The sequence below is a fragment of the Chitinophaga sp. 01L420 genome, from assembly GCF_056399985.1.
Map to the genome: position 1 here is coordinate 78,091 of NZ_JBFTSK010000017.1, position 21,505 is coordinate 99,595.

Below are 21,505 nucleotides of genomic sequence, written 5' to 3' on the forward strand. Positions count from 1 at the left end.
GATCATTTTACCTGTTTTAGTTTTACATCATTCCCTCAGGCATCTATACTCTCATCTACCGTTGTTCTAAACGAGATTTTTACAGATTCGTTTTCATTTATTTAAATTTACCAATCATGCTGAAGACTCTTTTCATGGCCGCTTTGCTGGCCACCGGTACACAGGTATTTGCTACAGAACCTGAAGTAACCACTATCATTTTCGTGAATGCTGCTGAAATGGAATCATCTCCATCTTCAGATCCCGGCCTGAGTGCCTCCGGTACAGAACAGGCATCCCAACTTGCCACCTCGCTGGCAGGAACGGACATCAGTGCCATCTATACTACTTTTATTAACCGCGCGGTACAAACCGTTACCCCACTGGCGAAAGCCCATCAGCAACAGCTGGATTACTTCCGGTTGAATGGTGATCCGGAGCTTACTTCCAACATAGTAAAAGACATGATAAAGAAGAATAGCGGCAAAACCATTGTTATTTGCAGTGATCCGGAAAATATTACTGCGATGATACGGCAGGTAGGGGTGAAGGGTAAAGACGTTAAAACCCTTTATGACAAAGGATGTGGACAGGTTTTAGTGGTGAAGCGCAGTGGTAATAATACGGCAGTAGCACAAAAGTTGAATATGAATATTCAAAAAAAAGTCTAATATTTATATCCGGAAGAGTATTTAATGGCTTCTCGCTATTACTTACTTTTCTCATAAGCATGGTTTCCGTTTAACGAAAAGCGGGGTTCTCTAACCTCGCTACTATTTTTAAAAACCATGCGATCGATGTATGTAGAGTGAGCAACCAGGGTTGCTTCAATGATTTTAACAGGACATCTTTTATCAACCGCTTTTAAAAATCTGATCGGGTGGCATACCTTTCACGAAAATTAAAAGCTCCGGGGCAAAGGCCTCGGAGCTGAAGAGACCAGAGATTACTCCGAAAATATTAGTGATAATACATGTTATAAAAATGAAAAAGGAGAACATACCATATGTTCTCCTTTTTCATTTTTTATAAAAACAGACTAGATATCAAATTTAATACCCTGTGCCAGCGGCAGACTGTTAGAATAGTTGATGGTATTGGTTTGACGGCGCATGTAAGCTCTCCATGCATCGGAGCCACTTTCGCGGCCACCACCGGTTTCTTTCTCTCCTCCAAAAGCACCACCTATTTCCGCACCGGAAGTACCGATGTTTACGTTGGCAATACCGCAATCAGATCCGGACTGAGACAGGAATTGTTCTGCTTCACGCAGGTTAAGCGTCATGATAGCGGATGAAAGTCCCTGTGGTACATCATTCTGCATCGCAATCGCTTCTGTCAGTGTTTTATATTTCATGACGTACAGGATGGGAGCAAAGGTTTCATGCTGTACAATTTCATATACATTTTCAACCGCCGCAATGCAGGGTTTCACATAGCAACCGGATTCATAGCCAGTGCCAGAGAGTACGCCGCCTTCCACGAGGAAGGTGCCTCCCTGTTGTTTTACCTGCTCTATTGTGTTGAGGTATGCATCTACGGCTGCTTTGTCTATGAGTGGGCCCACGTGATTATGCTGATCCAGTGGGTTGCCTATATGCAGCTGTGAGTAAGCTTTTACCAGTTTTGCAGTGAAGTTATCATACACACTTTCATGGATAATGAGACGGCGGGTAGAAGTGCAGCGTTGTCCGGCAGTACCTACAGCACCAAACACAGCACCAATCAGTGACATGTCAAGGTCCGCATCCTGGGAAATGATGATGGCATTGTTTCCACCCAGCTCCAGCAGGGAACGGCCCAAACGTTGCCCCACAGCAGCACCTACAGCTTTACCCATACGGGTGGAACCGGTAGCGGAAACCAGGGGAATACGGGTGTCGTGCGCCATCCATTCGCCGGCATCGCGGTTGCCCGTTACCAGGCAGCATACGCCTTCCGGTACATGATTGGCCGCAAATACGGCGGCGACTATACGTTGACACGCTAAAGCGGTAACAGGTGTTTTTTCTGAAGGTTTCCAGATACATACGTTTCCGCAAACCCACGCCAGCATGGAATTCCATGCCCATACTGCAACAGGGAAGTTAAAGGCGGAAATAATGCCCGTAATACCCAGCGGATGCCACTGTTCGTACATCCGGTGTCCGGGACGCTCAGAGTGCATGGTTAATCCATGCAGCTGACGGGATAATCCAACCGCAAAATCACAGATGTCAATCATCTCCTGTACTTCTCCATATCCTTCCTGTAAACTTTTTCCCATTTCATAGGATACCAGTTTACCCAGCTGATCTTTATGCTCCCGCAGGGCTACACCTATTTGTCTTACTATTTCGCCTCTTTTAGGTGCAGGCCACATGCGCCATTCTTTGAAAGCCTCCTGGGCTACTGCCACTACCAGGTCATAATCTTCCCGGGTAGCACTTTTCACGGTAGTAATCTTTTTATTATTTACCGGTGAAAAGGAGGTAATATCTGCTCCGTGAGCAGGCACCCAGTTATTACCGGTGCTGATACCACTTTGTTCTGTAGTGATGCCGAATGCTTTTAAGATGTCTTCCATTATGGGTGTATTATTAGACTAAATTAGGAACTTTTTTTTGTTTGGGTGGCGTAAGTGCTTTCGAAGATCTTATCGGCATTGCCGGCTTCGAAACCTTCCCGTCTTTGTTCCCTGCCTATTTCGCTGGCAGGTAAATGTGCAAATTGGGGGAGAACTTTTCTTTCTGCAAACTCTACATAAGAACCTGCGATGGCCTGCTTTTCACCGTTTGCAAATTCGGCGGTGATCATGCCCGCCACTGTAGCGCTTTGCAACAGGTTACCGTCCGGACTTGTTTTGATTTTTCCGCCGGCATCATTCAGGCGGAAGCCATGCTTTTCCAGGAAGGCGTTGAATTCAGCTACTGTATTATATCCCTGAGGGAGATTGTGTACACTGACGGTAAAGTGATTGAGGTAATACCGGTTATAAATCACCCAGGCAGCGTATTCGCTTTCCGCGGCCAGCAGCTGGTAATCGGCCAGGGTAGGCGTGCGCCAGAGAGAGCTGTGTAAAAAGGTATCTACTGCGTTGGCATCATCCAGGTTCAGCGTATTTACCGGATCCGTTTTTACTTCACTGGTGTAACGGTGAATAATCTCCTGTGCGGCTTCGCTCAGGTCATTCACCCTTAATTCGCTGATAAATATACGTGGGTACTGAGGCTCCGGAGGGGCATACCACCAGGCATCCAGCTTCTTGGCAGCGAAATGGTATTTATCCATTTTCGTATAGCCATAATGAAGAAATATTTTCTCCAGGGATTGTACGCCCAGCTGAGGCACCCCCATTGTTCTGAAAGCGATATGATCATTCTCGATATCATCCGCCTGCTGAATCATCCCTTCTTTGACCATGGCTGTTATCACCGCTGCCACATCCGGTACGCGTTGCTGATAACGTTCCATCAGCCCTTTTAATACATCTTTTAACATGAGATGAAGCTTTTTAGTAATTAGCCGTTAGTGTTTTTAATAAAGAGGCTACTCTTCACCAAAATTTACTAATGACAATCCTTTAACTGCTAATTATAATATACCGCAAAGCGGTTGTTGATTAAATCGTTGAATGCCACGTCTTCCTGACGAACAAAGCCATTAGCCGGCAGGAGGCCTTTTGCGTGCAGATCTATGACTGCACAGGCAGCACCAGCTGTGGTCAGTTGTATGGCGGTGAAATCCTTGCCTGCAACTGCCTGGTTGTAGATCTTACGTGAATAGGAGCGTTGTACGGAACGTCCGTTCACCATTCCTGAAACAGATACAAAAACCAGTACTACATCCTGCGCAGTGAAAGGTATGCTATCTTCCATAATCTCCTTCAAAATATCCCTTTTTTTATTAAGCTTTAGTTCGCTCAGGAGTATCTTCATCAGGTGGCAGTGGCCAGGGTAGCGCACCGTTTTGTAATCCAGGTTGTATACTTTTTTGTCCAGTATTTCGGCCAGGGCGCCCAGTCCGCCGGAGGTATTAAAGGCTTCATATTCCACTCCATCCAGTGCAAAACGCTCGTAGCCTTCCATGGGCATTACCTCTTTACGGGCGCCTTCATAGATGGCATCGCAGGGGTTACAATATTCATTGATCAGCCCATCGGTGCTCCAGGTAAGGTTATACATGAGGCTATTGGTAGGGAACTGTGGAAGTGCTCCTACGCGCAGGCGAACCGCATCCAGCGAATCAAACTGTTTGGCAATATCATAAGCGGCAATGCTGATAAAACCCGGTGCCAGACCGCATTGTGGCATAAAGCTAACATTGGCTTTGGTGGCTATTTCCCTGATAGCATTGGTAGTGGCCACATCTTCCGTTAAATCAAAATAGTGGGTATTGGCCTGGGCGGCGGCGGTAGCAATTTTTACATTCAGGAAAAAGGGGCAGGCGCTCAGTACAATGTCCTGGTCCTGAAGGCCCTGCTGTAATGCGTTGGCATCGTTTACATCCAGGATGGTTTTGCGGATACCGGTATCGGTGCATTTGTCCAGTAAAGCCTGGTTGCTGTCTGCCAGCGTTACTGCATAGTCGCCGGACTGTTGTAAAAGAAAGGCTGCGGTTTCGCCGATCTTGCCGGCGCCGATAATCATTACACGTTTCATAATCTGTTTGGAATTATAGTGATGAGCGGAGCGTGGTTTGCTCCGTTATGAGTGAATATATATACGGGTCCGGGATGCTACGTATATCCATTAGCGTTATATAGTGATCATGCACTTTTTAGATTGGAAAAAAGGATCCAATACGAAAAAAGGAATGACAACAGCCAATAACAATAATAAATGTTAGTCTTGCTGAAACACAGCACCAGGAACCGCTTTAGCGGCATTAAAGAAAAGATGTGCAGGGAAAAATACCCCTTGTGCTACCTATGGCACATGGGAGCAAGTGCTCCGTAGATAGGAGAGTAGAGAAAGCTGTATGTTTAACAGGTAGTTCATTCAACTTGCGAAAAGTGCGAGGCGAATATAGGGAAAAATTATGAATTACAAATTATGAATTACGAATTACGGATTTGTGCGGAGATGGTAAACGCGAAGATCATCTGCCCATAAATTCGTAATTCGTAATGCTTCATCATTGGTAATGCTCAATTAATATTGTTCATTATCGTTCGGGAAATCCTTTGTTTTTACATCATTGATGTAAGCCTGGGTAGCGCCATAAATCTGCCCGTAAAGGTCCAGGTAACGGCGGAGGAAGCGCGGTTTGAAATCTTTGTTGATGCCCAGCATATCGTGCATCACCAGCACCTGTCCGTCTACATATTTACCGGCTCCGATACCAATCATAGGAATACTTACGGTTTCCGTCACAGTTTTGGCCAGGGCAGCGGGAATTTTTTCCAGCACAATGGAAAAGCAACCTGCTTCCTGCAGTAATTTCGCATCGTTGATGAGCTTATTGGCTTCTGCCTCTTCCGTAGCGCGTACGGCGTAGGTGCCAAATTTGTAGATCGATTGTGGTGTTAATCCAAGATGGCCCATTACCGGCACTCCGGCAGAGATAATCCGTTTTACGGATTCGATGATTTCTTCGCCGCCCTCAATTTTGATTCCATGCGCACCGGTTTCTTTCATGATGCGGATGGCAGAACTGAGTGCTTCTTTGGAGTTTCCCTGGTAAGAACCAAATGGAAGATCCACGACTATGAAACAACGTTTAATCGCCCTTACTACAGAAGCGGCGTGATAGATCATCTGATCTAGTGTAATAGGGAGCGTGGTTTCATGACCAGCCATTACATTGGAAGCAGAATCACCGACCAGCAGTATATCGATCCCTGCATCGTCAAAAATGCGGGCCATGGAGTAGTCATATGCCGTCAGCATAGATATTCTTTCTCCGTCCACTTTCATCTTCTGCAGTGTATGCGTGGTGATACGCTTTATTTCTTTATTCACAGACATAAGCAGTAGCTTTTAGCATTTTGCTGTTAGCAATAACTGCAAAGGTGGCAATATAAAAAGATAAATGGAAATGTTTTTTTTAGCTTTTAGCTATTAGTATTCAGGTGCAGACGGCTACTTTTCATGTATATGATTATTGTTTGCAGGTTAATACCTAAAAGCTAACTGCTAAAAGCTACCCTCAGCTGCTAACAGCAATTTCTTCGTAGAGCGCATGAATAAGGCCATCGGCCAATCCGATCTTTGGTACATAAATTTCCGGGGTATCGGCCCAGCGCATCACATTCACATAGATCTGCAATGCAGGTACGATCACGTCAGCGCGGTCTTCCCGCAGGCTATAGAGGTGGATCCGCTCTTCTACGGTGAAACTGCTGAACTCCTTGTGATAGTCTTTCAGTGTATCCAGCGATAGAGGCTTGCCTTCCTTGCGTTTGGAGAGAGAGAATATTTTATTGATGTTGCCACCGGAACCAATTGCGATCACGGGACCTATGTTCTTTAATTGTTGCTTCAGGAAGTCTTTCATCACCTGCCATTGGGCTTCTGTTACCTGTTGCTGCAACAACCGGATGGTGCCTATGTTGAAAGACTCCTTAAAGATCTGTTTGCCACCACCAAACAGGGTAAGTTCTGTACTGCCGCCGCCTACGTCTATATAGAGGTAAGACTTGGTTTTATCCATGTTTTCTGCCACATGGTTTTCATAAATGAAAGACGCTTCTTCCTGCCCCGAAATGATCTTGATATCGATGCCTGTCTGCGCCTTAACTTCCTGGAGAATAACCGTAGCATTGCTGGCATCACGCATCGCGGAGGTGGCGCAGGCTTTGAGATACTTCACTTCATACACATCCAGCAACAGCTTATATGCCTTGATGGTATCGATGAGGTGATTGGCTTTTTTCTCAGAAATAACATTGTTGTTAAATACATCAAATCCCAGTCGCAGCGGTACTCTCACCAGATTCAGTTTGGTAAAGTCCATTACGCCCGTACTGTTTGGCGATGCTTCTGAAATGAGCAGCCTGGCAGCATTGGAACCTATATCAATCGCAGCTAATTTCATCTGTCAGTCGTTATATCAAGGGGCAAAAGTAAAACATTTTAAAGTTACAGGTACTGTTTTTCGTGCAGGTATTTGTAGATCTCTAATTGTGTACGTATTTTTTTATCACCATCTTTCCGGTATTCATTGAGCTGTTCATTATCGAGTATACGGGCTTTTACGTTGCCGCTCAATTGAATTTTCATGATGTCAATCAGCTCCTGGCGTATAGCCGGATCCGTTATGTGTGCAGCTGCTTCTATGCGGTGGTCGAGGTTACGTACCATCCAGTCGCAGGAAGCAATGTATACTTTTTCCTGGCCTCCATGATGGAAAATGAATACACGTGCGTGTTCCAGGTATTCATCCACAATGCTGACGGCCGTGATATTTTTCTTCCACTTTTTATTTTCTGTATAAGCGCAGCAGATGCCCCTGATCACCATCTTCACATCTACACCTGCCTTAGCCGCTTCATATAGTTTGGAAATGAGGGTAGCATCAGAAAGGGAGTTCATTTTAACGATGATACCTGCTTTCTTTTTATGCTTGGCATTCTTTATTTCCCGGTCTATCAGTCGCAGGAAAGTATCACGCATATTGAGCGGACTCACCGGCAGCGTTTTGCAGCCTTCCAGTATTTTAATATCATGCCGCGGGTTTTCCAGGTAAGCAAAGATGCGGTTCATGTCGGCAATGATGGCACGGTTGGTGGTGAGCAGGCAATGATCACCATATACGCGGGCGGTTCTTTCATTGAGATTACCGGTGCTCACAAAGCCACACTGAATGGTTTTGGTGCCTATCCGTTTTTTGATCACACAAAGCTTGGCATGTATTTTCATATTCGGAATGCCAAGCAAAACTTTAACTCCTTCTTCTTCCAGTCTTGATTTCCAGTCGAGGTTAGCGGCTTCATCAAAGCGGGCGCGGAGTTCCAGCACTACCGTTACCTGCTTGCCATTGCGTACGGCGTTTACCAATGCATTCACTATCTTGGAATTACGGGCAAGCCTGTACGCTGTTATTTTGATGGAAGACACATTCGGATCAATCGCTGCTTCTCTTAACAGATCGATGATGGTATCAAAAGAGTGATAAGGGAAATGCAGCATTACATCCTGCTGTTGTATCACATGCATCACGCTGGGTGCATTGAGAAAAAGCGGATGTGTAAAGGTTTTGCGGTGTAAATGTGGAGGGAAGATGGATTCCGGGAAATCCATAAAGTCCTTGAAATTATGGATACGTGCTCCGGGGATCAGGTTATCTTTTCCGGATAGTCCTTGTCTGCGCATCAGGTATTCCAACAGCAGTGGGTCAATATCCTTATCATATACAAACCGCACAGGCTTCCCTTTGCGCCGGTCTTTCAGTCCTTTTTCAATCTGGTGAATGAGGCTGTCGGAGATGTCGTTATCTATATCCAGTTCCGCGTCACGGGTTACTTTGATGATGTGGGCAGAAAATTTATCATAACCAAAATAGACGAATATATTCGGTAAACAGAAGCGTACCAGGTCTTCCAGCAGAATGATATCATGCTCGCCGGGTTTGGACGGAAGAATGATGAAGCGGGGAAGTACCGTAGTGGGAATTTCTATCAGTGCAAATTTTTGTCGTACGGAATTATCCTGCCGGGCCAGTACAATGGCCAGGTAAATAGATTTGTCGCGTAGAATGGGGAAGTGCTGTATGCTCTCAATCATCAATGGGATGATGTTGGTGCGTACCTGTTCGTTGAAGAAATTCAGTACAAATTTCTGTTGTTCTTTATTGAGTTGTTTTTCAGTACGGAGAAAGATATGCTGCGCCTCCATTTCAGTGGCAATGTCTTTCCATACGAGGTCAAATTCGCGTTGTTGTTCAATTACACGGCTTTGTATTTCGTCCAGTATTTTATCCGGATTTTCTTCCAGGTGCATTTTGGAGGCTTTGCCGAAAGACATCATTCTTTTGAGCGTGGCTACTCTCACCCTGAAAAACTCATCGAGATTATTGGAGAAGATACCTAAGAAGCGGATACGTTCATGGAGCGGGACAGTCTTGTCTGCAGCTTCCTGCAGTACTCTGGCGTTGAAAGAGAGCCAGCTGATATCCCTGGCAATCATTTTTTTCTTTTCTGCCAGTGGCTTTTTCCTGGTTGTTTTCTTTTGTACTATTACATCGGGCATTGTCATAATATCAAGGTTCTCACCATTCGGCAAACGCATACAAACATATTTACATTCAAAAAATTCACTTCATCTAAACTACGATGATACAGCTTTCGCTTTAATTAGAGTATTAAATTAAAGTTAAAGAAAAGCGGGGAGAAACGGGTAGATTTTGTATTGATCCTCATTAACTTAAAAAGAGAAGCGGAGACCAGAGTGTATAAACACTTTGGCATCCGCCTCTCTTTTTATCTGTTTATAATGTTAAAATCAGTTTAATCCTGCACTGGTGCCAATACGTTTTTTTTCTTGTTGTAGATGGGTAATGCTATGAGGCTGACAAAGCCCAGAATTATTACCAGGATGGTTTGTGCCACCCAGATGATCCAGCCAAAGGCGARGCCTATAGCCGAAGGGATGCTGTAGATTTCCAGTGTTTTCTGCACCAGCGGTTGATAGGCGCCGATACCACCTGGCATAACGATCATGCCTACACTACCAATCATCAGCACAGCGAGGGCCGCACTCATACCCAGATGGGAGGTTTCCTGCAGGCAGAAAAAGCCGATATATACCTGTGACAGGTAGCAGGACCAGATGAGTATAGAGTGAATGATAAACCAGATCTTTTTCTTTTTTTCCATTTTACCGATGGAGAGAAATCCTTCAGTGATGCCTCTTATCAGGCTTTTAACGGTGATGGCTATTTTGGATCTGGCAAAGCGGCGCAGCAACCAGCCGAGGAGTACAACGAACAATGCCAGGATAACGACGGCGATGAGCAGTTGTATGCCGTTGGCATGTGCTATTTTATCCGATACCGGTTGAAAGATCGTTTCATTCACCAGGGAGCCCAGAAGGTCCAGTTGTGTAACAATAGTGAGCACCATCAGGAGAACAAGACATACCAGGTCCACGGCTCTTTCCGCAATCATGGTACCTACCAGTTTATCGGCGGGTACTTTTTCGTACTGTGCAATGATGCCGCAACGGGTTACTTCACCCAGACGGGGCACGGCCAGATTCACCAGGTAGCCCACCATCACGGCGAAAAAAGTATTGAGGGTGGTTGGCTGATGTCCCAGTGGTTTCATCAGCAGTTTCCAGCGCACAGCGCGAAACCAGTGACTGGCGACACCAATGCTCATGGTGGGAATCAGGAGCCAGTAGTTGGCTTTGCGTAACGCCAGATTGATTTTGCCCCACTCATCTGCTTTGATATTCCTGGTGAACAGCCATATCAGAAGCACCCCTATGCCAAAAAAGCAAATAAACTTAATGACGTTCTTAAGCGTTTTGGGCATGATCCAAAGTTATTTTAGGGCGTTAATAAAAACAGTATACGGGTTTACAGTTTATTCCCTTCTTTAGGGAAAATGGCAATAGGTGTATATTTTTTAGCTTCTTCAAAATCCATCGTGGCATAGGAAATAATGATTACTATGTCACCCGGGGCAACGAGTCGGGCAGCGGGGCCATTCATGCAGATTACACCGGAACCACGTTTACCTTTGATAACATAGGTTTCCAGTCTTTCTCCGTTATTTACGTTCAGTACCTGTACTTTTTCGTACTCAATTAAACCAGCGGCATCCATCAGATCTTCGTCAATCGTAATGCTTCCAACGTATTGCAGGTTGGCTTCCGTAACTACCGCGCGGTGAATCTTACACTTTAAAATTTCGATTTGCATAATTTATAACTGGCTTAACGCTGTAAAAAAAGAGCGTTCGCAAAGCTAGGAAAAAAATATGGAAGATCGAACAAGGCATGCAGCAGTAATGCAGTGTTTGCTGGATGCCTTGTCCGGCAGGCTAGAGGCTTCCCTGCAGTACCATGTTGTCGATGAGTCTTACACCATCCAGCCAGGCGGCAACGGCTGCGATTACTGTAGCGTTTCCCGGTGGCTGGTCGAGCGGGTGGAGCATGTCGTCGTCCAGCTGAAGGATATCCACGTATTCAGGCTCAAAACCCTGTTTTTTCAGGTCATCAAATGCTTCATGTGCACCTTCCATGAAGTGAAGGCCTTTTCCGAAATTATTTTTAATGTGAAGGAGGGCCTGATAGATGGCGGTGGCTTTTTTTCTGGCGGCGGGAGAGAGGCGTGCATTGCGGCTGCTCATGGCCAGACCGTCTTTTTCTCTTTCGGTAGGACAAACCACCAGTTTCACGGGAGAATGAGTGACTACGAGCAGCCGGCGGATGATCAGACACTGCTGCAGATCTTTTTGTCCCATAAAAAGCTGGTCAGGTTGCACAATATCAAGTAACTTGTGAACAATGCGGCCCACGCCCTGGAAATGTCCGGGACGAAATTTGCCTTCGAGGATCGTTTCCAGGTTGCCAAAGTCGTAATGCAGATTACTTTCCAACCCTTCCGGGTACATTTCTTCTACGGATGGTAAAAAAAGAATATCTGTTGATACGTTATTTAATTTTTTAATATCCTCCTCAATGGTGATAGGATATTTTTCAAAATCTTTTGGATCATTAAACTGAGTTGGATTGACAAAAATGCTGCAAACGACCACATCATTATTTTCCCTGGCGGCCTGAATAAGTGACAGGTGCCCGTCGTGGAGAGCTCCCATAGTGGGCACAAAGCCAATGCTTTTGTTGCTTTTTCTTACCAGGTCCAGGTGCTTCTTCAGGTCCGTGCTGCGCTTAAATAGATACATAAATCATTGCTTAAAAGGATGTTAAAACTGACAGATTGGCCAATATTCCGTAAAAAATCCGTAATTTTGCAAGCCAAATTAAAAATTACTGCATTAATAATCAGCGTTAAATGTCCACAAAGAAAAGAATTCTTTTTATTGCCCAAGAGATGTCGCCGTACCTGGAATTGAGTGATTACGCGGCAATGGTCAATAAAATGGCAATTAAGTCCAATGAGGCTGGCCTGGAAGTGAGAGTGATCATGCCTAGATTTGGAATTATTAATGAGAGAAGACACCGTTTGCACGAGGTCGTAAGGTTGTCGGGGATCAACATTGTGATTGACGGGGATGACTACCCGTTGATTATCAAGGTGGCTTCGCTCCCGAATGCCCGGTTGCAGGTTTACTTCCTGGATAATGAAGATTATTTTAAGCGTAAGACTGTGTTTGCCGATGAAAACGAAGAGTTTTTTGACGACAACGCAGCCAGAGCTGTCTTCTTTTGTAAAGGAGCCCTGGAAACGGTGAAGAAATTCGGATGGCCTCCTGACATCATTCATTGCAGTGGCTGGATGACTTCTCTGATACCCATGTATCTGAAAACTGCCTACAAGAAGGAGCCGGTTTTTGCTAACTCAAAAATCATATATTCGTTGACGCCCAATACGTTCAAGGAAAAGTTAGGCACTACCTTTGTTAAGAAGGCCACGATCAGCAACCAGATCAAAGAAAAAGATATGGAGCTGTTTAAGGAAGGTACCAATACTGCATTGAACAGAGGCGCAGCTAAATACGCGGATGCTGTTGTACTTGCCGGTGATAAGCTGGAAAAGAAAGTGGTGGATGAAGTGAAAGCAGAAAAAGGTAAGATCATTTTACCTTACAAAAAAGAGAACGAAGATCTCGGTGATTACCTGCAATTGTACAACCAGTTGCTGGGAAAATAGTTATCTTAAAACATGCTCGGGCAGTTAAAACAATACTCACTAACAACATAACGCGTGAAGATCAATTTCAGGAACCTTAGCTTCTTAGCTACCTATATTACTCTACTGTACGGAGCAACCGGTTGTAACAAATCCACTCTTTTGGGTGGTGGCCTTATTCCTCCAGGCGATTTCGTGAATGCACAGGACACCGTCCTCAATGGTGTTATTGCCAACAACATACTCCGGTATGATTCTACTATTTTAAACGGCAATACTGCCTATGCCAAAATACTGGGTTCCATTACAACAGATCCTGTTTTTGGTAAAACTCACGCTTTCGTATATACGCAGGTGTCTTTGCCTTCGAGTGCCTTCACTTTTGAAGGTGCCGGACAAACCCTGGATTCAGTAGTGTTGTCACTCAGCTATAATGGCTATACCGGCGACTCTGCAGCACCTCAAACTTTCAGGGTGTATCGTATGGCGGAAACCAAATTTACGATCGATTCCAACTACGCTTATAACAGGGCACTGGCATACAATCCCGGTGAATTACTGGGCCAGGTAACCGTTACACCACTGTCACTCCGTGACTCTGTCAGTGTATATGGTACCAAGGAAACAGCCCAGTTGCGTATTAAACTGAGCACTGCTTTTGGCCAGGACCTGCTGAAGCAGAAATCGGATGGTGCATTTGCGACAGATTCAGCTTTCCGTGCTTACCTGAAAGGGTTTGCCCTGGTACCGGATACCAACCTGGGTACCAACAGGAATATGATTTATCTGAACCTGAATAACAGCAATACTAAGCTGACAGTATTTTATAAGAATTCAGAAAAAGATTCACTGCGTGCTACCATGGCATTTAATCAGTATGCCAGCGCACATGCCAACTACTTTACCCGCAATTACAATGGTTCACAGGCCGGCCGGTTCATTAATACCGGCAATCCAAAAGGAGATAGCATCCTGTTCCTGAATGCCAGCCCTGGTTTATATACCAAGCTGACTATACCAGGTCTGGAAAACTTCCCGGCTGTTCTTATCAACAAAGCGGAACTGGTCATTACACAAATAACTTCTGGCGTAAGTGATATGAATAATATTTTTATTGAACCAGGAAGCTTATCTTTACGGCAGTATGGAAACGGGGACTCCACCAAAATCCCTATCGATTATTATACGAGTGGCGGCGCAGCCTATTTTGGCGGCAGTCGTCAGGTGATAACCAATTTTGGAGGCATACAGATTGTGCAGTATACCTTTAACCTTGCCAACACGGTACAAAGGTTTATCAAGAAACTCGATACTAATAACGGCTTCAAACTGGAAGGCTATTCTCCACTTTACATGGATGTTAACCGTGTGAAAGCTGGTGGTAGTAATTTATCTCAGTACAATATCAAGCTCAGAATTATTTACACTAAACCATAAAACTACTAATCCCCAGTTTTTTATGCCTTATTTATTTACATCTGAATCCGTTTCAGAAGGACACCCTGATAAAGTAGCCGATCAGATCTCTGACGCTTTGATCGATAACTTTCTGGCTTATGACGCGAAATCTAAAGTAGCATGCGAAACGCTTGTAACTACCGGCCAGGTTGTATTGGCAGGAGAGGTGAAGTCTGAAGCCTACCTGGATGTGCAGGATATCGCAAGAGAAGTGATTCGCAAAATAGGTTATACCAAGAGTGAATATATGTTTGAAGCCAATTCATGCGGTATCCTCTCTGCTATTCACGAACAATCACCTGATATCAATCAGGGCGTTGACCGCAAATCCCCGGAAGAACAAGGTGCCGGCGATCAGGGTATGATGTTCGGTTATGCCACCCGTGAAACAGACAACTATATGCCACTGGCATTAGACCTGGCGCACAAACTGTTGCTGGAACTGGCAGTACTCCGTCGTGAAAATAATGAAATCAAATACCTGCGTCCGGATGCTAAATCCCAGGTAACTATTGAATATTCAGATGATAATAAACCGGTAAGAATTGACACTATCGTGATTTCTACCCAGCATGATGATTTTGATGAAGATGAAAAAATGCTGGCCAAGATCAAGGAAGATATGATCAATATCCTGATCCCGCGTGTTAAAAAACAACTGAAACCAGAACTGCAGAAACTGTTCGAAGGTTTTGATATCAATCACCACATCAACCCAACCGGTAAATTTGTAATCGGTGGTCCTCATGGTGATACTGGCTTAACCGGCCGTAAAATCATCGTAGATACCTATGGTGGTAAGGGTGCTCATGGTGGTGGTGCTTTCTCAGGTAAAGATCCTTCCAAAGTAGATCGTTCCGCAGCTTATGCTACCCGTCATATTGCTAAAAACCTGGTAGCTGCAGGTGTTTGTGATGAAATACTGGTACAGGTATCTTATGCGATCGGCGTAGCTAAACCATGTGGTATTTATGTAAACACCAGCGGTTCTGCCAAAGTGAAACTGAATGATGGAGAAATTGCAAAGAAAATTGAAGAAATCTTTGACCTGCGTCCTTACGCTATTGAGCAAAGACTGAAACTGCGCAATCCTATCTACAGTGAAACTGCAGCTTATGGTCATATGGGCCGTGAACCTAAAGTAGTTACCAAGGTATTCAACAAAGGCAAGAAACACGAGAAGAGTGTGGAAGTGGAATTGTTTACCTGGGAAAAACTGGATTACGTTGATAAAGTAAAAGCTGCATTCGGTTTATAATCAAAACCAGATGTCAACATTATAACAACAGCCGTTTCAATTTTGAAACGGCTGTTGCATTTTATGTGGTGAACATCTTTTGACTTCACCTGTTTTTAATGCAACACCACCATTTTTTTAAAATGTGGAAAAGTTTTTCAGATTTTTTAAAAAAAGTTCAAAAAAAGTTACATATTATCATTAAATATACCTTATATTTAATGATAATACGATTGATTGGCCTACGTTTCACGCCCTGTAAGTGGGTGATGGGTTCGTTTATTCTTTTTAGATGATGGTTAGGACACTGGTTTTATTTCTGTAAATGGTTATAAAATTCTCCCGGACATTTTACTCGATAATATTTCAACAAGGGGGATCGTTATGATGCTGCTTTTATATCCAAAATTCTGGATATTCGCAGCCAGAAATTATAATCTAACCTTTTAATTGTTTCCGGAGATAATTAATCAGGCGCCATTATTCTTTTGAATTACCGAATCCATATCAGAGAAAATCAATTGCAATTACCATTGGGTAGTTGTGAACTTTTTATTGAAACCATATAATTATCTGAAAAACCATGAAGCGCAACACCACCTCACGACTGTCTATGTACACAATCGTATCACTTGCAATGGCTTTTATTTTTACGACTGAGAGCTGTAATAAAGCACAAATAGATGCAGTAAAACCGGGACTATCAAAGCCCGATACAGCAACCACCGCCAAGCCTCCGGTTAATACAAAAGAAATAGTTATTGTACCAGACAAAGACGGGCGACTGCTTTTAGATGGAAGTATCTACAAAGCCGGAGATATACTGGCGCTGAAGGGCATATTTACTGCTGTTGTTATCAACAATCTTAAGGGGTCTGCAGCAGCTCCGATTATTGTAAAAAATGCCGCCGGCACTGTTGTTAAAGTAGGTAATCCTGCCTGGAGTGGCGGATCCTGGGCAACTGCGCTTAGTTTCGTAAACTGTCATTATGTAAAAGCCGGAGGTGAGAAATCTAAATCCGATTTCATCATAAGCGGAAGCACACAAGCTGGTAAAGAAGCTTACTTTGACTTGTCTTTAAGTCAGCATACTGATAATTTTGAGATCAGCAATATCACCATACAAAATGGTGGTACCGGCATCTGGGCTAAAACAGATCCATTAAAAGGAGATGCGACTACGTACTATCCGAATTCGTATATGGAGAACCTGTCAATACATGATGTTTCCATCAGTGGTACCAACAATGAAGCCTTTTATATCGGTCATACCGCTCTTTATTGGAACTTAACTGCCAATGCGCCTTATTATGGTGCTCCGGCTGGATTTACACCCGGACAACAGTATGTACAACCCATTAAATGGCGCAATGTTAAGATTTATAATAATGAAGTGGCCAACGGTGGAGCAGATGGTATTCAAACCGCTGCTATTGACAAACTGGAAATATATAGCAATACAGTTACCAACTGGGGTGGTCAGCACAATTCCGGCCATAACGGTGGTATCCTGATAGGAGGGCGTACAACCAATACCAATGTACACGACAACTATGTACATGATGGTTGGGGTGAACTGATTCAGTTTTATGGTTCCGGTGAAAATGGTGCTACCCATATTATTCATAATAATCTCCTGAGAGATAACCAGGGCGATGGGGTAAGCTTAAGAGGAACCGATAACGCAGTTATTCAGATCACTAACAATACCATCGCAAGAGTGGGAGGAGTATCTCTTCGTATTAACGGTTATCAGGGCATGACGGCCGCTCAGATCGTGAATGGCAACGCCTTTATACAACCGCGTGTAAACGGCGGCTCTATTGTGCCAAATGCTTACATTTATACTGAAAACGGAGGTACCTACAAAGAAGGTACAGCTGCAGACATCAACACTAAATTCCCTACAGTGGATGCAGCAGGTGTTGATCCTAACAATTACTACCAGCCATTGGGCACTTCCAAAGTGCTGACTTCAGGATTCAGGAAAAAGTAAGGTCTTATTGATCTACAGGTGAATGTTCCTGATACAGGGCATATCTTATAAACGCAAAGCCGTCCTGGTTATAAGGACGGCTTTTGCATTTTCCGGACATCACTGAGTTGCCTTCAGATACTCCCACATCAGCTCATTTACTATCTGTGGTTGCTCGTAGTGGGGCATATGCCCGGCGCTGTCTACTTCATGTACTTCTAAAGTTGGGTATAACGTCTTATAAGAACTTAATTTTTCTATGGGGAAGAAGGGGTCCTGTTTGCCATAGAGCAACAATATCTTTCCAGGGGCTATTTGTTTTAACAGATACAATTGATTCTGATTGAGCATATTCATCCAGGAAGAGTGTGTAAGCCGCTTATATCCACTGAAATTCATGAAGTACTTCAGCCGTTGCGAATAGGTATTAAAGAGTGGCTGGTTCACGAACTCTTTACGTTGATTTTCTACAGAACGGGGATACCAGTAAGCAGTCATCAGCACATCAGAAATGACAGGTATGCGAAGCAGTTTGCTCGCCTGCAGATCACCACTGGCGGCAGGTCCCAGCAATATTATACGATTGACGCGGTCGGGATGCCCGGCAGCATAGTCCAGTCCTATTGGTGCCCCCATGGACATGGCCAGTATATCAAAGGATTGCTGCAGATGAAGGGTATCGAGTAACTGCACCAGTTGTCTTCTGTAAAGACCAAGATCATAAACAGTATAGGGTCTGTCTGAATACCCCCTGCCATAAAGGTCATAAGCCAATATCCTGTAGCCTTTTGACAGGAGGTAGGGAATATTGTATTGCCATACCTCCATGCCACTGCTACCACCACCATGAATCAATACCAATAGCTTTGCGCTATCAGGGCCATATAATTTATAATGCACTAAGCCCTGGTCCAGCTGAATGAAGTTGCCGGGAGCCTGTTTGCGCGTAGCATCATCCAGCTGGGCGGTTTCCTGGCCGCTTTTAATGAACAGGAAACCAAGACAGGATATAAGCAGTACACAGATAACAGCAGGTAACCACCATCTTTTTAGCCGGGTCATAACTGATTATCTTTTATACTGGAGTAACCATTCATAAATATTCATTCCGTTTTCGCGGTAGGAAGGGTCGTAATACTGTTCCCAGCAGCAATGCTTATGATCGCCGGTGGTAAGCTTTGTAAGCCCTGGTTTGTATTTATTTGTACTATCAGCAAACAGTTTGCAGTTTCCGAGGAAAACCGGTTCTTCAGTACCACCAAAGTACCATACATGGATATTGTTTTCTGCCGTAATGCGGAAGCTTTTCATATTTTCCGCATCAATGGTGGCAGGAGACATATTGACGGCTGCAGCTACTCTTTTCGCCATTTTTTTATCTGTGACAGCCATGCCAACCGACCATCCACCGGCACTATATCCTGTGATATATATACGGGAGGAGTCAATTGGATAACGTTTCAAAACATCAGAAATCGCCGCATCAAGATGATCGGGACCGAGTGACCAGCTGGTGGCAAGTGGCGCCATGACAATAAACTCGTATTTTTTTCCATCCACTTTATTTACCGCATCAATATTTTTGCCCTCGTGCATTTGCCTGGCAACACCCTGCCGGAATATTTTAGTAATATCAGTACCGGCGATACTTCTGCCATGCAAGCAAATCAACAGCGGATATCTCTTCCCGCTTTTAACGTTGTCTGGTAGTTTTAACAGTGCCGGAATATGATGCCATGGTGTAATCTGAACTTCGATCTGCTTAAAAGGTTTCAGGTCCTGTCCCGCCAGGACTGCTGTTTGCAGCATCATACCTATAAAAAGGAGTATCTTCATCATTCAATCTTATTTGTCAGGTACCCCCTGAAGAGCACCTGGTTGCAAACTGCTTTTATTATAAGTGTAACAGTACTTCTTCAAGCGAAGTACCGATAATTGCTTCTAATGCAATTTTGGATTGCCTTACTTCTCTCTCAAGATTTACTTTACGTACCATTTCTGCATTATAGATGCGATAAGCGTCATTTAATCCTTCTACAGCTGTACCCTGATCACCGCCGGAAAACTTCTGTTCTACCTGTTTGTAATGATTGTAGGAATCTTCCAGGAGTGGTAACTGCAGTTCATACAGTTGTTTATTGGCAGAATAATCTTCGTAGGCACGCAATACTGCTGCTTTTAATGCAAGCTTTTCGCCTTCTTTCTGTTGATCAAATACTCTTCCGTTTGCTTTTGCTGCTTTTACTTCATTAGGAATGCTAATTAAATTTCCAAGTGGTACCATGATACCAAAGTTATACCTGGGGTATAAGGTGTTATTATTGGAAGTGCCGCTTCCCTTGATGGTAAATTCATTCAGGTTACCAGCTGCTGTAAGCATATTCAACCAACCCGCTTTTGCTCTGTTCTCATCGTATTTTGTGATTTCTTTTTTAATATCCAGTGCTTTGATTTGAGGATTGTTCATGGCAAGTTCCACCAGTTTTTCTTTCAACCTGCTTACTGTAGGTAAATCGGCCGGCAACCGCAAAATAATACTGGTATCTGCTTTCTGTGCCTGTGCCACAGTACCCGTAATAGCTGCCAATAAAAAGAATAATACACGTTTCATGTTGTGATATTTGGAGATGATAAATACTTTAATTTTATAGAAATTCCGTTAAGCCCGTAATAAAGTAATGCTGATTCTATCAGTCCTGAAGATTCCTGTGCATATATGCTCACCACGAGTGCAAACATTACGCATATAATCACCAGTGTTAATTGCTTTTCCGTTTCAGTATTGCTTCTGAAATAATTAGCTACCGTATACTGCATGACCAGAAAAATGTTAATGCAAACCAGTATAAGCCCTATATATCCCTGTTCCAGTACCGTACGGAGGTAGCCGCTATCTGGTGGGAATCCATCCAGTTCACTACCAGAACCTGGCTCACAACTCAAGAAGCCTCCACCTATCGGGTGTGTGTAGATGTAGGGCTGAATGCGATGCCTGTTGACATCACGTACATTCAGGGAAGCATCTTCTGATCCCGAGAAAGCAGTCCTTATTCTGATAACAGTAGTGTTGCTATGGAAGGGCCCAAACATCACTACGAGGAAGGCAAAAACAAATATCAATGCGCCTATGACAGCATTCTTGTTGCGCAGATTCACAAATAGCATAATAACCAGACCCATAGGTACCATGACATAGGCAGTGCGGGTACCTGAATACCCTAGTGCCATGAATTGCAATACCAGGGATATGAATAGCAATACCTTCTGAAACAGCGGTATCATTTTATTTGAACTGGTCAGTAATACAATATTTATAATGCATCCACAAGCCATTATTACACCAAAAACCGCAGGATCAGATACAAATGAAAAGATGCGGATACCGGTGAGGATTATTACAGTTTTAAATTTTTCAGGGTACCTGGCTATGAATGCTTTTTCAAAAGGCATTAAGCCAAACCATTGTTGAATACAGGCATATAGTGCTGCCAATGTTAGTATGATAATCCAGAACTTGAAGAAAATTTTAAGATCATCCATATTCCGGATCATCTTCATCACCAGGTACATGAAGATCATGTTACGCAGATACACCCTGGAAAAAGTTGTCCAGCCATGTCTGTCGTGCACATAAGCGGGATTGAAAAACTGGAGTAAAATAAACCCTGCGTATATGTAAAAGGTAATCAATACCGGATCGCGGAGAAAGTCAACCTTTTTTATACTTTTATCTCCTGATTTTAGAAGACTTCCCAATAAAGTAATTAATACCATGGCATCTATCAGCACACCTACACTCATTTCTGCACCAGACATTCTTTCCAGCAGCCGCACGGTGAGTGTCACCGTAAGTGCTATGTAGTAACCTGCGCGGTAGTTCAGAATGGAGATCCCCGCCACAGCAATACCAATCGCCAATCCCAGCAGCAGTACTGTATATTTTACGTCCTGGGCACTGATATACGCGATGGCCGGTACCAATATTACCCAACAGATAATAATAAACAGGCTATAAATATTTTTCTTCGCAAATTCCACTGGCATTGATTTATAAGAATACTATTTTAATAGCCATAGCAATAATTGTTAGCGCTATAAAGGTGACAATCAGCATCTGA

Annotated in this window: 18 protein-coding genes; 5 read left to right on the plus strand and 13 right to left on the minus strand. The window is 43.8% G+C overall.

Features of this window, described 5'->3' with window-relative positions:
- The first annotated feature begins 116 nt into the window (after positions 1 to 116).
- The gene (locus AC1DP6_RS18000; RefSeq protein WP_477056076.1) at positions 117 to 650 is read left to right on the plus strand and encodes a histidine phosphatase family protein; all 534 of its coding nucleotides are present in this window, start codon (positions 117 to 119) and stop codon (positions 648 to 650) included.
- 368 nt (positions 651 to 1,018) lie between these two features.
- Here AC1DP6_RS18000 and amaB read toward each other — a convergent pair whose 3' ends face one another.
- The 9 genes from amaB to panC all read right to left on the minus strand — a co-directional run bounded on the left by amaB (position 1,019) and on the right by panC (position 11,809).
- Complete coding sequence (amaB, locus tag AC1DP6_RS18005) at positions 1,019 to 2,545, minus strand: L-piperidine-6-carboxylate dehydrogenase (RefSeq protein ID WP_477056077.1); 1,527 nt, start codon at positions 2,543 to 2,545, stop codon at positions 1,019 to 1,021.
- Between the two features lie 23 nt (positions 2,546 to 2,568).
- Complete coding sequence (locus AC1DP6_RS18010; protein WP_477056078.1) at positions 2,569 to 3,459, minus strand: 2-oxoadipate dioxygenase/decarboxylase family protein; 891 nt, start codon at positions 3,457 to 3,459, stop codon at positions 2,569 to 2,571.
- A gap of 89 nt (positions 3,460 to 3,548) precedes the next feature.
- Positions 3,549 to 4,619: a saccharopine dehydrogenase family protein gene (locus AC1DP6_RS18015; RefSeq protein WP_477056079.1), complete on the minus strand. Its 1,071-nt coding sequence runs from the start codon at positions 4,617 to 4,619 to the stop codon at positions 3,549 to 3,551.
- 492 nt (positions 4,620 to 5,111) lie between these two features.
- On the minus strand, positions 5,112 to 5,927 hold the full coding sequence (gene panB / locus AC1DP6_RS18020; protein ID WP_441577009.1) for a 3-methyl-2-oxobutanoate hydroxymethyltransferase: 816 nt from the start codon (positions 5,925 to 5,927) through the stop codon (positions 5,112 to 5,114).
- Between the two features lie 181 nt (positions 5,928 to 6,108).
- Positions 6,109 to 6,996, minus strand: a complete 888-nt coding sequence (locus AC1DP6_RS18025; RefSeq protein ID WP_477056080.1) for a Ppx/GppA phosphatase family protein — start codon at positions 6,994 to 6,996, stop codon at positions 6,109 to 6,111.
- 44 nt (positions 6,997 to 7,040) lie between these two features.
- The gene (gene ppk1, locus AC1DP6_RS18030; RefSeq protein ID WP_477056081.1) at positions 7,041 to 9,188 is read right to left on the minus strand and encodes a polyphosphate kinase 1; all 2,148 of its coding nucleotides are present in this window, start codon (positions 9,186 to 9,188) and stop codon (positions 7,041 to 7,043) included.
- A gap of 218 nt (positions 9,189 to 9,406) precedes the next feature.
- A complete protein-coding gene (locus AC1DP6_RS18035; protein WP_477056082.1) occupies positions 9,407 to 10,435 on the minus strand; it encodes a lysylphosphatidylglycerol synthase transmembrane domain-containing protein in 1,029 nt (342 codons plus the stop codon).
- A gap of 44 nt (positions 10,436 to 10,479) precedes the next feature.
- Positions 10,480 to 10,824, minus strand: a complete 345-nt coding sequence (gene panD, locus AC1DP6_RS18040) for an aspartate 1-decarboxylase (RefSeq protein ID WP_133811105.1) — start codon at positions 10,822 to 10,824, stop codon at positions 10,480 to 10,482.
- Between the two features lie 121 nt (positions 10,825 to 10,945).
- Entirely contained in the window at positions 10,946 to 11,809 is an 864-nt protein-coding gene (gene panC / locus AC1DP6_RS18045; protein ID WP_477056083.1) for a pantoate--beta-alanine ligase, read from the minus strand.
- A 110-nt stretch (positions 11,810 to 11,919) separates the two neighbouring features.
- Here panC and AC1DP6_RS18050 point away from each other — a divergent pair, with 110 nt between their 5' ends.
- The 4 genes from AC1DP6_RS18050 (at position 11,920) to AC1DP6_RS18065 (ending at position 17,408) form a co-directional block, all read left to right on the plus strand.
- On the plus strand, positions 11,920 to 12,738 hold the full coding sequence (locus AC1DP6_RS18050) for a glycogen/starch synthase (RefSeq protein WP_133811107.1): 819 nt from the start codon (positions 11,920 to 11,922) through the stop codon (positions 12,736 to 12,738).
- A gap of 54 nt (positions 12,739 to 12,792) precedes the next feature.
- Entirely contained in the window at positions 12,793 to 14,154 is a 1,362-nt protein-coding gene (locus AC1DP6_RS18055; RefSeq protein ID WP_477056084.1) for a DUF4270 family protein, read from the plus strand.
- A 22-nt stretch (positions 14,155 to 14,176) separates the two neighbouring features.
- Positions 14,177 to 15,433 (plus strand): methionine adenosyltransferase, encoded by a 1,257-nt coding sequence (gene metK, locus AC1DP6_RS18060; protein WP_441577015.1) that lies wholly within the window; start codon positions 14,177 to 14,179, stop codon positions 15,431 to 15,433.
- A gap of 562 nt (positions 15,434 to 15,995) precedes the next feature.
- Positions 15,996 to 17,408, plus strand: a complete 1,413-nt coding sequence (locus tag AC1DP6_RS18065) for a right-handed parallel beta-helix repeat-containing protein (protein ID WP_477056085.1) — start codon at positions 15,996 to 15,998, stop codon at positions 17,406 to 17,408.
- Positions 17,409 to 17,507: 99 nt separating this feature from the next.
- Here the strand turns inward: AC1DP6_RS18065 and AC1DP6_RS18070 are convergent, their stop codons facing one another.
- The 4 genes from AC1DP6_RS18070 to AC1DP6_RS18085 are packed head-to-tail and all read right to left on the minus strand — an operon-like array spanning position 17,508 to position 21,425.
- On the minus strand, positions 17,508 to 18,449 hold the full coding sequence (locus AC1DP6_RS18070; protein WP_477056086.1) for an alpha/beta fold hydrolase: 942 nt from the start codon (positions 18,447 to 18,449) through the stop codon (positions 17,508 to 17,510).
- 6 nt (positions 18,450 to 18,455) lie between these two features.
- The gene (locus tag AC1DP6_RS18075; RefSeq protein WP_477056087.1) at positions 18,456 to 19,226 is read right to left on the minus strand and encodes a carboxylesterase family protein; all 771 of its coding nucleotides are present in this window, start codon (positions 19,224 to 19,226) and stop codon (positions 18,456 to 18,458) included.
- A gap of 55 nt (positions 19,227 to 19,281) precedes the next feature.
- The gene (locus AC1DP6_RS18080; protein ID WP_441577019.1) at positions 19,282 to 19,998 is read right to left on the minus strand and encodes a TolC family protein; all 717 of its coding nucleotides are present in this window, start codon (positions 19,996 to 19,998) and stop codon (positions 19,282 to 19,284) included.
- Complete coding sequence (locus AC1DP6_RS18085) at positions 19,995 to 21,425, minus strand: O-antigen ligase family protein (protein WP_477056088.1); 1,431 nt, start codon at positions 21,423 to 21,425, stop codon at positions 19,995 to 19,997. Before AC1DP6_RS18085 ends, AC1DP6_RS18080 begins: the two co-directional genes overlap by 4 nt.
- Between the last annotated feature and the right edge of the window lie 80 nt (positions 21,426 to 21,505).